Raw genomic sequence first — 12,696 nt, 5'->3', positions numbered from 1 at the left:
CGGAGCCCGAACTAGCCAGGCCGTATGTTTTGGTTCAACCGGAAGAAATTGGTCGGGTCGTATTGCTTCTTGATGGCGACGAGGCGCGCATAATTTCCGCCGTAAGCATCCCGCACGCGCTCGTCGCCCTCATCGCCGAGATTGTTGGCATAGACACCGCCGGTGGAGAATGGTCTGACCGCGTTCCACAACTCGCGCGCCCAGCGGATGTTCGCCTCGTCATCGGCCGGATTGTCCCAGATGGCGATCGGGAAGCAGTCAAGGGCCGCGTCGCGGTTGGCATAGGGCGAGTGTGACGCGGGCACGCGAGCGATCGCGCCGCCGACCTGCTGGAAAACCAGCAGGGACGAATGATTGGGAGCCCTCGCGTAACTGCCGAGCAGCGCCTCGATCGCACCATCGCTGATCTCGCGCAGGAACTGCGCCTTCCAGTAATAGCGCCGCCCGCGCGGAAAGAGGCTGTCGCCCGCCGATTGAATCTGGAGATAAGGAACGGCCTGAAGGCGGCTGTCGATGGGCGATCCGAATTGCATCAGCGGCGCGATGACGGATTCGCCCGCTTCGGGCGACCCGACATAGCAAGCCGAGATATTGAAGGCGCGGTCACCCGAGGGCAGCGTGACGAGCGCGGCGTCGACGCTCACCTCGTCCGGGGCGCCGCGGGAGAATCTGTCGTAGAACCGCATGGCCTCGCGCGCATGATCGTAAGCATGAAGCACCGAGCCCACGAGAAGCGACGGGCCGATCGGGTGCAGCCGGTATTCGAACCTCGTCACGATGCCGAAATTACCGCCGCCGCCGCGTAAGGCCCAGAACAGGTCGGGATGCTCAGTGGCGCTTGTTCGCAACAGCTGTCCATCGGCCGTGACAATTTCGGCCGCGATCAGATTATCGCAGCTCAGGCCGTGCTTTCGTCCGAGCTTGCCGAAGCCTCCACCGAGCGTGAGGCCGGCAATACCGGTGTCGCCATTGACGCCCATGGTCGTCGCAAGACCATACGCTTGTGTGGCAGCGTCGAGCTCGCCGAGGGTCAGACCAGCCTCGGCCCTGGCGATGCGACGCTCAGCATCGACCGCGATCGTCTTCATGCGGGACAGATCGATCACCATCCCATCGTCGCAGACGGACAGACCGGCGACGTTGTGGCCGCCGCTGCGAACCGCCACGAGGCAGCCTTGCGACCTGGCATAGGTCACGGCATGGACGACGTCATCGGGATCGGCGCAAAAGACGATTGCGGCGGGACGTTTGTCGATCGCCCCGTTCCAGACCCTGCGCGCTTTGTCGTAGGCAGCGTCCTTCGGCAATACCAGTTCGCCCCGTAAGCCTTGGCGGAACTGTTCGATCGCCGTGATCGAGGAATCGGATCGGCCCGATGGCACGTCGGTCTGTCGCGGAAGCTCCATCCTTGCTGTCCTCGGTTCCAACAGGACCACGGTCTCATAGCGTCCGGCCTTCTGCAAAAGCGAAATTCTTAGCTACTAGGTGAGAGGAATTCATCTACACTGGCAGCATGAGGAACACTCCGCCGCTCCGCGCCTTGCATGCCTTTGAGGCCGCTGCCCGGCACGGCAGCTTCAAGGCCGCGGCGGTGGAGCTCGGCGTGACCCCGACGGCGATCAGTCACCAGGTCCGCCTGCTGGAAGAGATATGCGGCCTGAAGCTGTTCCAGCGCCGACCGCGCCCGCTCGCGCTGACGAGCGCGGGAGCGCGCCTGTTCCCGATCCTGCGCAACGGCTTTGATATTCTCGCTGGTTCCCTTGCCGCGGTCGCCGACTCGGATGTTCAAACGCCGTTGCGGGTGACAAGCCCGAACGCTTTCGCGAGCCGCTGGCTCGTGCCCCGGTTGCCGAAATGGCGAGAGGTCAACCCGGCCGTGCCCCTGGAGATCATCGGCACGGACGCGCTGCTCGATCTGCGCGCCGGCGCCGCCGATGTGGCGGTCCGCTACACACGGCGCCCGCCTTTGGGATTTGCCGCGCAAGAGCTGTGCCGCGATTCCTTCTTTCCGATTTGCAGTCCGCGATTGCTGGCAGGCGATGGGCGGCCGGTCGAGCGTGCCGCCGACCTACTGCGCTATCCGTTGATCCATTTTGACTGGATGAACCGGGATCCGGACGCTCCCACCTGGCGCCGATGGCTGGCAACGGCGCGTTCAATCGATCCGGACCTGATCCCGGACAAAGCCTGGGATTTGAGCTTTCGCGAAGAGCTGCATGCGATCGATGCAGTTGTCGCCGGGCAAGGCATTGCAATCTTAAGTGACGTCGTGGTTGGCCGTGAACTGGAAACTGGCACGCTCGTCAAAGCCCATCCATTGTCCTTGCCGGGCTACAGCTTCTATGTCGTATGGATAAACCACAGTCAGCGATCCGCGGTGATGGAGTCTTTCCTGGCGTGGATGAGAACCGTGATCTAACGGCTGGCGCATGCGGTTGCATGGATGGGTGAGCTTCAGATCTACTTAGGCGATCCGCAAGCGGCACTGATAGCTTGTGGCGCGGCCCTCCGTATAAATCCTCGTCCACCCGGTTGGTATTTCTGGATCATGGGAATAGCGCAGATTTCCTCCGGTCACTATGAAGAAGCTGTTGCTTCGTTGAGCCGGGAAGAAACGTACGGGACGGGTTCGAGGGAGCACTTGGTTCCCGCGCTTGCCCTTGCCGGTCGCGTTCCTGAGGCAGAGGAGGAAGCCCGCCTATTTCTTGCGGGCAATCCAAATTGGAGGGTCGGTGATTTGGTGGCGAACTCACCTTTTAAGAGGCCGAGTGATGCGCAGCCGTTCGTTGATGGCTGGCGTCTGGCGGGCTTGCGGGACTAGATGGCGCTTGAAGCGGATTGAAATCGGTAAGAAGTTTTCCGTCTGGACAATTCGAAGGTTTTTGAGGAGATCGCCACCATCATGAGCGCTCAAGGCTTGCCCAGCGTTCTCGCATTTGAACGCTACGACCCGACTGACGCCTCGCTGGACTGGCTGCGCGAGCGTGGAGTCAACGTCATTTTCGGAAATGGGCTCTGGGAAATGCCGTTCGAGCGCTTCACCGAGGATGAGCTGATTGCCAAGGCACACGGCTGTGTCGCCTTGATGGGGGCAGGCGGCACCCGCATCACCCGGCGTGTCATGCAGGCGCTTCCGGATCTGCGCTACATCTCCAAATATGGCATTGGTGTCGACAGCATCGACATCGACGCCGCCACCGAGCACGGCATTCTGGTTTCCAGCACGCCGAACGATTTTCAGATCTTCACGGTCAGCGAGCACGCGGTCGCTCTGATGCTGGCAGTCCGCTGGTGCGGCGCTCGACGTGTTCGACCAGGAGCCGCCGAAGACCGACGATCCGCTGTTTTCGCCACCCAACGTCTTGTGCACGCCGCATGTCGCGGCCTGGACGACTGAAGGAACTCAGGCCATCGGCTGGCATGCGGCCAAGAACCTCTGGGCGATGATGAGCGGCGAAGGACATGCCGATATCGTCAACCCGCAAGCCAAGCAGCGCAGGAGTGCGCCCTTGCTCAGCGACGTGTGATTCCAGGAGGCTGCGTGAATGCCCAACCCCCCTCCTCTCTCGATTGTGGCCACCTGCTTCCATGTTTCGGCATCGGGTCATGTCTCGACGATACCCACCTAACCTGAATGTCAGCTCTCGAGGATTCGCAGTCCGAACCCGCCGGTCTTCTCTCGGCTCCATCTCAGCATTATCGGCGCAAGCTTGATTGGCCCGAGCGTCGGATCCAGCGGCTTAGATACGGCGCTAATCAATTCCGGCCGTTGAGGTGCCGTACCCGCCGCAGTGCCGGGAACAGCCAGGCCCACAGGCCTGCGACCGCGACGGCGCCAATGCCGCCGATCACCACCGCCGGCACGGTGCCGATCAGCGCCGCCATAGTGCCGGCGCGGAATTCGCCGACCTCGTTGGAGGCGCCGACGAAGACCTGGTTCACCGCATTGACGCGGCCGCGCACCTCGTCAGGCGTCCACAGCTGGATCAGCGTCTCGCGGATATAGACGCTGAACATGTCGGTGGCGCCGAGCAGGGCAAGGGCCAGGATTGACAGCCAGGTGATGGTTGAAACGCCGAACAGAACCGTGACAGCGCCGAACAGACCGACGAAGCCCAGCATGATCTTGCCGGCATGGTCGCGGATCGGGTGGCCGGCCAGCCAGACTGCGACGCAGATGGCGCCGATGCCCGGTGCCGAGCGCAGCAGGCCGAGGCCCCAGGGTCCAAGCTCGAGGATGTCGCGCGCATAGACCGGCAGCAGCGCCGAGGCGCCCGACAGGAGCACGGCAAACAGATCGAGCGAGATGGCGCCGAGCACGATCTTCTCGCTCCAGATGTAGCGGAAGCCGGCAAACAGCGTTTCCATCGTCGGCTTGTCGGTGGCGGTCTGCTGGGCGGGCTTCGGAATGGTGAAAACGAGCAGCGCCGCAACCAGCATCAGGACGGCGGCGGTGATGTAGGCCGTCCCCGCCGAAAGCCCGTAGAGCAGGCCGCCGGCGACGGGCCCGACAATGGTTGCCGTCTGCCAGGCCGACGAATTCCAGGCGATCGCATTGGCGAAGTCCTCCGGCGGCACCAGATTGGCGAACAGCGAGGATGAGGCCGGTCCATAGAAGGCGCGCGCTATGCCGAACATCGCAAGCACCACAAAGATCGGCAGCGGGCCGGCGAGGCCGCGCAACGTAAGCAGCAAGAGCGCAACCGCACAGCCCGCTTCGATCAGCGACGACAAGGTCATGATCAGGCGGCGGCCGAAGCGGTCGGCGACGACGCCGGTGACCAACACCAGGAGCAGCGACGGCAGGAACTGGACGATGCCGACGATGCCGAGGTCGAAGGGATCGCGGGTCAGATCGTAGACCTGCCAGCCGACGGCGACGGAGACGATCATGGTGGCGAAGGTGGTGAGGAAGCGCGCCGCCCAGTAGCTGAGGAAGGGCCTGTGCCGGAAGGCGGCATAGCGCTGGTCCGGCGATGTCTGTTCGGCAGTCATGGAGAGAAAGGCCCCATTGCGAAAAAAGGCCGGCGGGGCAACTTCCACGATGGGCGCTGGTCCGGCCAGATGACCTTCTAGCAAAGATCGCGGCGGGATGTGTGGCAGAATCGGCGCTGGATCAAGAAAATTCCGGCTGGCGGCAACGCGGGACGGAAAGTCAGTCCCTTAGCGCGGCGGAGATGGCCTCCAGCCCGCCGCGCAATTCGGCCTCCTTCGGCCAGCCGAAGCCGATACGGAAGAAGCGCTTAGGCATCTCGAACCAATGGCCGGGGCCAACATAGGTGCCATGGTCTTCCAGCAGCCTTGCGTAGAAGCGGTCGAGGTCGAAATCGGCGCCGACATTCAGGCGAGGGAAGCCGACGACGCCGCCTTCCGGCCGCACCCAGCCGACCAGCGGCTCGCGGTCTATCCAGGCCTGGACGATGTCGCGGCGCTTGGCCATGTCGGGCAGCAGTGTCGCCAAAAAGGCGTCGCGCCGCTGGAGCATGCCGCGCGCGATGGCTTCGTCGATGACGCTGCCGCAGATGCCGATCTGCTCCTTGGCGGCGAGGAACCTTTCCTGGAGCGCGGTGTCGCGCGTGACCAGCCAGCCGATGCGGACGCCGGGAATGCCGAAAGCCTTTGACAGCGACGAGACGCTGATCGCCGAGCGGCTCAGCGATGCCGCCGCCGGCAGGCGCCGCCCGTAGGAAAGGTCGCGATAGGTCTCGTCGACCAGCAAATGGCATTGCCGGCTTTCGGCCAGCGCCACCAGCGCGTCGAGATCGGCCCGGCCCATCGTCGTGCCTGTCGGATTGTGCGGGCAGGTGACGCTGATCAGGCGGGTGTTAGGCCGCATCGCCGCGGCGAGACGATCGACATCGACGGCGAAGTCGTCGTCGAAGTCGAGGTCGACATAGGAGATGGCGCAGCCGATCGCCCGGGGCGTCTCGATGTTGGTGGCGTAGTTGGGCCTGACGACGACGAGGTGGTCGCGCTCGGACAGCAGCGCGGTCGAGATGATGAACAGCGCGCCGGCGGCACCCGCGGTGACCAGCACGTCATCCGGCGAAAGCCCGTCGTCCTGTGCCGCGACCAGGGCGCGCAATTCCCGGTCGCCGCGATGTTCGCCGTAGAACAGCGTCAGATCTGGCAGCGACAGACCAATGTCGGAGAGCTTCTGGTCGGCGATCGAGCTTTCGGAGAGATTGAAGCGGATGCGGTCGTAGCCGTATTCCTCCGGCGCCTCCTTCTCGATCACCATCCGTGCGTAGTTCATGGCTGCCCCCGACACTGTCGGGGTTATCCAAGCCCAAAAGCATGAAGCCTGCCAAGGCGGATTCGCCGGCAGGCTTCTGTTCCAGTCGTTGAAACTATTGGCTCAGCGCCGTGGGTAGCTCAGGCCGAAACCTTTTTCCTGCCCCTGGTCTTGACCGGCTCGGCGGCCTTGCGGCCAAGGCCGATCGACTTCGCCAGCTCGGAACGCGAGGCGGCATAGTTGGGGGCGACCATCGGGTAGTCGGCCGGCAGGCCCCACTTGGTGCGGTAGGCTTCCGGCGTCAGCCCGAAATGGACGCCAAGATGGCGCTTCAGCGATTTGAACTTCTTGCCGTCCTCGAGGCAGATGATGTAGTCCGGCGTCACCGAACGCCTGGGATTGACCGCGGGGACGAGCGGCGCGGCGACCGGTTCGGGCGGCTGGCCGAGGCTGCTGATCGAGGCGCTGACGCTGGCGATGAGCTCGCTGAGGCCGGAGGCAGGCAGACGGTTCTTCTCGACGTAGGCGGAAACGATGTGGGCGGTAAGCTCGAGCAGGTCGATTTCCTTGCGAGCGTCATTGCTGTCGTCGGCCAATTTATTTCTCCGTCGGTAGGGGGTGGCGCGACTCCTAGTCGGCAAATCTGCTCAACGCAATGAGTTCGCGCCGCGAAACACGTTATTTTGAATAACTATACTGAGATGTAATACTATCAGACGATCAGCGCCTTGTCGCGCCACAGTCGAAAACCGCCTTCGAAAGCACGCGTATTGTCGCCGCGCCTGGAATCGGCGGGCATTTGATCAAGCTTGTCGACGTTGCCGCCGCCGATGACGACGTAGTCGGGCTGCAGGGCGGCGCGAAGCCTGTCGACGACGTCGAACACGGATTTGCGCCATTTCCTCTTGCCGCGCTTCTCCAGCCCGCGCTCGCCGACATAGTCCTCGAAGCTGCCGCCCTTCTTGTAGGGAAGGTGGGCGAGTTCCATCGGCTGGGCGACATTGTCGACGATCATAGCGGCGCCGAGGCCGGTGCCGAGGCCGAGAAACAGCATGCGCCCGCCCTCATAGCTGCCGATGGCCTGCATCAGCGCGTCGTTGATCACCTTCACCGGCTTGCCGAAGGCGGCGGCGAAGTCGTGGCCCGCCCAACCCTTGCCGAGATTGGCGGGGTCGGCGAAAGGCCGGTTGTGGGCGACCGGGCCGGGGTAGCCCATCGAGATCACGTCATAGGAGAGGCCCTCGGCCAGCGTCTTCACCGAGGCGATCATCTGCTGCGGCGTCAGGCCCGGGCCGGACTCGGCGCGGCGCATCTCGCCGCCGGCGCTGGTCAGGATCTTGACGTGCGAGCCGCCGATGTCGATCGTCAGCACGATCGGTTCCGCGTCCGCCGCCGCCGGCTTTGCCGCCTTGGCCATGTCGTTGCCCCCTATTTCGATGGGTTGATCCAGCCGTTCGGCGGGCCGAAGCCGTTCATGGCATCGGCCGGTCCCCAGCTCTTCGGCGCGTAGACGTGCGGCGCCGTCGTGTCGCCAAGCACCGGGCCGACAATGCGCCAGGCAAGCTCGGCCGCATCCTGGCGGGTGAACAGCTGGCCGTTGCCGTTCATGGCGTCGCCGATCAGCCGCTCATAGGGCGGCATGTCACCCTTCGAGTCGTCGAGCGCCGTCAGTTCCACCTGCTCGCCGACCATGTCGTCGCCGGCCACCTTGCGCTGGGCGCCGATCGAGATCGCCACCTGCGGGTCGATGCGGAAGCGGACATAGTTGGCGTCGTCCGGTTTGATCGGGTCGAAGACATCGAGCGGCGGCCGCTTCAGCCGCACGATCACCTCGGTGGCATGCACCGGCATGTTCTTGCCGGCGCGGATGAAGAAGGGCACGTCCTGCCAGCGCCAGGTGTCGACGAAGAAGCGGACCGCGGCGAAGGTCTCGACCGGGGAGTTGGGCTTGACACCCGGCTCCGCCAGATAGCCGTCGAACTGACCGCGCACGACATCTTCCTTGGTCAGCGTGCGGATGGCACGGAGCACCTGCACCTTCTCGTCGATCAGGTCGTCGGCCGAGCGGCCGACCGGCGGCTCCATGGCGAGCAGCAACAATATGTTGAGCAGGTGGTTCTCGATGACGTCGCGGATGCAGCCGACATCGTCATAGAATTTGCCGCGGCCGTCGATGCCGAAATCCTCGGCCATGGTAATCTGCACGCTCTCGACGAAATTGCGGTTCCAGATCGGCTCGAGGAAGGCATTGGCGAAGCGGAAATAGAGCAGGTTCTGGATCGCTTCCTTGCCGAGATAGTGGTCGATGCGGAAGATCGACTGCTCGTCGAACACCAGGTGCAGCACCCGGTTGAGCCAGCGCGCCGACTGCAAATCGTGACCGAAGGGCTTTTCCACCATCAGCCGCGCGCCGCGCGCGGTGCCGGACTGCTCCAGCCCCTGGACTACGGTCTCGAACATGGTCGGCGGCACCGCCATGTAGTGCAGCGGGTGCTGGGCGGAGCCGAGCGCTGTCTTCAGTTTCTCGAAGGTCGCGCCGTCGCGGTAGTCGCCGCTGACATAGCGCAGTTGCGAGGCCAGCTTGGCGAACACCGTCTCGTCGACGCTACCCAGCGCGGTGGCGATGCCGTCGTGGGCGCGCGCCTGCAATTTGCCGATGTCCCAGGGGTCGAAGGCGACGCCGATCACCGGCTCGGTCAGCGTCGCCTTGGCGACCATCTGGTAAAGTGCTGGGAATATCTTCTTGTGGGCGAGGTCGCCGGTCGCTCCGAAGAGCACCAGCGTGTCGGACCGTTCCTGGCTCATCAATGTCTTCCCCGCTCTCAGGCGCCGGTCTTCGGCTTCTCGACATGGCCGCCGAAGGCGTAGCGCATGGCGGAGAGCAGCTTGTCGGCGAATTCGGATTCGCCTTGCGAGGAGAAGCGGTCGAACAGCGCCGAGGACAGCACCGGCGCCGGCACGCCGGTGTCGATCGCCGCCTTCAGCGTCCAGCGGCCTTCGCCGGAATCCGAAACGCGACCGCCGAACTGCGTCAGCGCCGGGTCGTTCTTCAGCGCGCCGGCGGTGAGATCGAGCAGCCAGGAGCCGATGACGCTGCCGTGACGCCAGACCTCGGCGACCTGCGGCAGGTCGATGTCGAACTGGTAGTATTGCGGGTTTTCCAGCGGGCTGGTCTCGGCGTCGGCGGTGCGCGCGCGCTTGCCGGCATTCGCCGACTTCAGGATGTTGATGCCTTCCGCGTAGGCGGCCATGACGCCGTATTCGATGCCGTTGTGGACCATCTTGACGAAATGGCCGGCGCCGCTCGGCCCGCAATGCAGATAGCCGTAGGGCGCGGTGCCGGCGTCCTTGGCAGGCGTGCTGTCGGCGTCGGCGCCGGGTGCCAGCGTGGCGAAGATCGGATCGAGATGGCGAACCGCCTCGTCCGGGCCGCCGATCATCAGGCAGTAGCCGCGATCCAGGCCCCAGACGCCGCCGCTGGTGCCGACATCGACATAGTTGATGCCCTTGGCTGCAAGCTCGGCGGCCTGGTCGACGGCGTCGTGATAGTAGGAATTGCCGCCGTCGATGATGATGTCGCCGGGCTCCATCAGCGCCGCCACCTGGTCGGCGATCTTGCCGGTGATCGCCGCCGGCAGCATCAGCCAGGCGCTGCGCGGCTTGGAAAGCTTGCCGACGAACTCCTCCATCGAGGCCGCGCCGATGGCGCCGTCTTTGACCAAAGCGGCGACGCTTGCCGGGTTGATGTCGTAGACGACGCATTCATGGCCGTCGCGCATGAGGCGGCGCACCATGTTGGCGCCCATCCTGCCCAGTCCCATCATTCCGATCTGCATGGTCTTATCCCAGTCGCTCGAGGAAAATAGAATCTACTGGCCGTGCTGTCTTGATCGATCATGATCTTTTCCGAAAACCGGTATCCACTTTTCGGGATCATGACCGGGCATCGACGCCGACGGTGAAGTCAACATTCTCCCAACGGCCGGTGTCGGGCCAGAAAAAAGTGAAGACGATCGTGCTTCCCGGCGGCAGGCGGTCAACGGGCAGATCCACCAGATGGACGCCGAAGGCGTTCTCGGCGGTCCTGTCGTCGCGCACCGTCAGCCACTTGTCGCTGCTCCAGTGCACCACGCCTTTGGCCGCAAGCTCGACGCGCAGATTCTTGCCGGCGGGGATGGCGCGGATCTTGTTGTTGAAGCGCCATATCCTCGTGGGCGAGGTGGTCCTTGCCTTGATGTAGCGCTCGACGCCTTGCGGCGGCAGGTCGAACACGGCGCCGTCACGGAGCGAACGCAACAGCTTGATATGCTCGGCATGCGCCCAGACCAGCGGCATGGCGCTGCCCGAGGGTGCGCCGAGGCGCAACTCGCGCTGCGGCAGGTCAGGGCCGTCCCAGACCTGCTCCGGCAGCAGGCCGCCGACCCCGGCGGACGCCTCGAGCGTCGCAAGCAGGCTTTCCGCTCTGTCCCTGTGGCCCGCCGCGAGCTCGTAGTGGGCGCGCTCGCCCGCCAGCAAGGGCCACGCACGGCCCAGGCCGGTGCCGTCGAAGGGTGAGCCGTCCTCGTGCTCGCCATAGCCGTCGCCGGAGTAGCGGTACCAGAGCGGTCCCTGCGGCAGGTCGCGGCGCAGCCTGGCGTCTATGACCTTCAAAGTGTCGAGGATGCGAGGATCATCCGCGGCCCTGAGCCCAAAGCGCACCAGCGCCAGCGCATCCGGGCTGATGATGGCCTCGGCCGGCCTGTCGGTGTCGGTCGGCGGCCGGTTCTTGATCGGCACATAGCCGTCCTTCGGCGATGCGGCATCCGACGCATCCGGCGGGGCGATGCGGACATAGTAGCCGTTGACGCCCACTTCGGCGCATAGCGGCGTACCAGCGACATAGGTCCAGCGCTCGATCTGGTCGTTCCAGCAATCGGCGGTCTCGCGCAGATAGTTTGCCGGCTCTGTTTTTCCCATGATGTCGAGCATGTCGGCGGCCGCCAGCAGGGCGGCGATCTCGACGGCCAGCGTGAACGGGCTGTAGCCGGCATCCTCTTCCCAGCGGTCCTCGCCGGTGACCGGCCCGTTGCGGACCACGTAGGACGCGGCACTTTCGATCATCGGCAGGAAGTCGGCGAGCTTGGCGCGCGGCAGATGGCCGGCACGGCGCAGGGCGTCGGCGAGCAGAAGCGGAAAGGCGCATTCGTCCATCTGGATGCCCGGCCAATAGGCGGTACCGTCGGACCAGGCATTTTGCGGCCAATGGCCGTCCGGCTGCTGGATCGAGCGCAGATAGGCCAGGATCTGCAGCGCCTGGCTGCCGTCGCCGGCGGCGAGGAAGCCGCCGGCCGTCTCGACCAGGTCGCGCGGCCAGATTAGGTGATAGCCGCCGAGGTCGTCGTCGCCCTTGTTGAAGCCCCAGGGGATCGACAGGCTGGCGACGGCGGCTCCCGGCCTGGCGACCGACAGATGCGAGGCCAGCACCGCCGTGCTGGCGCGGTAGGTATTCAATCCCGACACTGCCTGCCGGTCGAGCTTAAGCAGCCCGGCCTGCCATTCGCGCCAGTTCCCGACATAGGTCGTGGCGGCCGCATCGAAGCCCTGCTCCAGGCTGGCCGAAGCCATTTCGGCAGCCTCTTCCGGCGAGCTGCCGAAACCGAGCGCCAGCAGCGCCGTGCCGTTGCCGGCGGAAAAGCCGATCTCGCCGGTCAGCGCGACATTGCCGTCCTCGGCCCGCTGGCAGGCCGGATCGAGCGCGCCGCCATGCTGGAGCTGCTGCCAGCCGTCGGAGAAGCCGACATAGCCGGCCGAGCAGGCGCCCCAGGGCAGCGACGAGGCAAGCGCCAGGCAGGTGCCGCGTCCCGAGGCGAACAGCACAGGCCTGCCGTGGTGCTCGCCAACCCAGGCGGTGTTGCCCATGCCGGCATTCACGAGATGCGGCGCCAGAAGCGCGTAGACACGGTAATCGGAAGGCCGGCCCTTGAGCGGCGTGAAGGTGATCTCCTGCAGCAGGACCGGGCGTTTCGGGTCCGTAATGATCCTTTTTTCGATCCTGTATGACCCGTCCCTCGCGGTGTTGGTCAGCCTGTAGCCCGGCACGCCGTCCTCGAAAGGCGCGACAGCATGCACGGCATCGCGCTTCTCTTCCGAAAAAGCGCCGGCGGGGCCGGTGACGATCAGCCCCATGTCGCGCGTGCAGGCCTTGTCGAGGCGCGGATAGTAGATTTCGTTGACGATGCCGTGGCTGATCGTGAACCAGATCCGACTGGCCTCAGAAAGCGCCGTGCCGACGCCGCTCTTGGCGCTTGACGTCCAGCGCGCCGGTATTCCCGGGGCGCCCTGAGCAACGGTCGCTGCCATGCATCATCTCTCCTGCCGTCGTTCCTAAACCAGGAGCAGAAGGCTTTTCAATCGTCGCACCTGAAGTTGATCGCCGGTCGCAAGAGAGGCGTCGTTGACAGCGGCATCGGCAAGCGTTCACT

11 protein-coding genes are annotated in these 12,696 nt (G+C 64.7%); 3 read left to right on the top strand and 8 right to left on the bottom strand.

Annotation, left to right across the window (positions count from 1 at the left end; all coding sequences use genetic code 11):
• Positions 1 to 11 precede the first annotated feature (11 nt).
• A complete protein-coding gene (locus EN846_RS15880; protein ID WP_127283083.1) occupies positions 12 to 1,406 on the bottom strand; it encodes an FAD-binding oxidoreductase in 1,395 nt (464 codons plus the stop codon).
• A 134-nt stretch (positions 1,407 to 1,540) separates the two neighbouring features.
• Between EN846_RS15880 and EN846_RS15875 the strand changes: the two genes are divergently transcribed.
• The 3 genes from EN846_RS15875 to EN846_RS35870 all read left to right on the top strand — a co-directional run bounded on the left by EN846_RS15875 (position 1,541) and on the right by EN846_RS35870 (position 3,527).
• A complete protein-coding gene (locus EN846_RS15875; protein WP_245478145.1) occupies positions 1,541 to 2,419 on the top strand; it encodes a LysR substrate-binding domain-containing protein in 879 nt (292 codons plus the stop codon).
• Between the two features lie 483 nt (positions 2,420 to 2,902).
• The gene (locus tag EN846_RS15870; RefSeq protein WP_245494397.1) at positions 2,903 to 3,397 is read left to right on the top strand and encodes a hypothetical protein; all 495 of its coding nucleotides are present in this window, start codon (positions 2,903 to 2,905) and stop codon (positions 3,395 to 3,397) included.
• Positions 3,306 to 3,527 (top strand): hypothetical protein, encoded by a 222-nt coding sequence (locus EN846_RS35870; protein WP_245494399.1) that lies wholly within the window; start codon positions 3,306 to 3,308, stop codon positions 3,525 to 3,527. Before EN846_RS15870 ends, EN846_RS35870 begins: the two co-directional genes overlap by 92 nt.
• Before the next feature lie 229 nt (positions 3,528 to 3,756).
• Here the strand turns inward: EN846_RS35870 and EN846_RS15865 are convergent, their stop codons facing one another.
• From EN846_RS15865 to EN846_RS15835, 7 genes are all read right to left on the bottom strand, one after another.
• Complete coding sequence (locus tag EN846_RS15865; RefSeq protein ID WP_127392819.1) at positions 3,757 to 4,995, bottom strand: MFS transporter; 1,239 nt, start codon at positions 4,993 to 4,995, stop codon at positions 3,757 to 3,759.
• 160 nt (positions 4,996 to 5,155) lie between these two features.
• The gene (locus tag EN846_RS15860; RefSeq protein ID WP_127392818.1) at positions 5,156 to 6,256 is read right to left on the bottom strand and encodes an aminotransferase class I/II-fold pyridoxal phosphate-dependent enzyme; all 1,101 of its coding nucleotides are present in this window, start codon (positions 6,254 to 6,256) and stop codon (positions 5,156 to 5,158) included.
• A gap of 119 nt (positions 6,257 to 6,375) precedes the next feature.
• Positions 6,376 to 6,831 carry a MucR family transcriptional regulator gene (locus EN846_RS15855; protein ID WP_127283072.1) on the bottom strand — a complete coding sequence of 152 codons (456 nt, stop codon included), beginning with the start codon at positions 6,829 to 6,831 and terminating at the stop codon, positions 6,376 to 6,378.
• Positions 6,832 to 6,947: 116 nt separating this feature from the next.
• Positions 6,948 to 7,652 carry an ROK family protein gene (locus EN846_RS15850; protein WP_127283073.1) on the bottom strand — a complete coding sequence of 235 codons (705 nt, stop codon included), beginning with the start codon at positions 7,650 to 7,652 and terminating at the stop codon, positions 6,948 to 6,950.
• An 11-nt stretch (positions 7,653 to 7,663) separates the two neighbouring features.
• A complete protein-coding gene (gene zwf / locus EN846_RS15845; protein WP_127392817.1) occupies positions 7,664 to 9,040 on the bottom strand; it encodes a glucose-6-phosphate dehydrogenase in 1,377 nt (458 codons plus the stop codon).
• Positions 9,041 to 9,057: 17 nt separating this feature from the next.
• Complete coding sequence (gene gnd, locus EN846_RS15840; protein WP_127392816.1) at positions 9,058 to 10,071, bottom strand: phosphogluconate dehydrogenase (NAD(+)-dependent, decarboxylating); 1,014 nt, start codon at positions 10,069 to 10,071, stop codon at positions 9,058 to 9,060.
• Positions 10,072 to 10,168: 97 nt separating this feature from the next.
• On the bottom strand, positions 10,169 to 12,574 hold the full coding sequence (locus EN846_RS15835) for a glucan 1,4-alpha-glucosidase (RefSeq protein WP_135858939.1): 2,406 nt from the start codon (positions 12,572 to 12,574) through the stop codon (positions 10,169 to 10,171).
• Between the last annotated feature and the right edge of the window lie 122 nt (positions 12,575 to 12,696).

Source organism: Mesorhizobium sp. M4B.F.Ca.ET.203.01.1.1, from assembly GCF_004791025.1.
Classification (GTDB): Bacteria; Pseudomonadota; Alphaproteobacteria; order Rhizobiales; family Rhizobiaceae; genus Mesorhizobium; species Mesorhizobium abyssinicae.
Note: the sequence above shows the minus strand (reverse complement) of the source record. Positions and strands in the feature narration are given on the sequence as shown.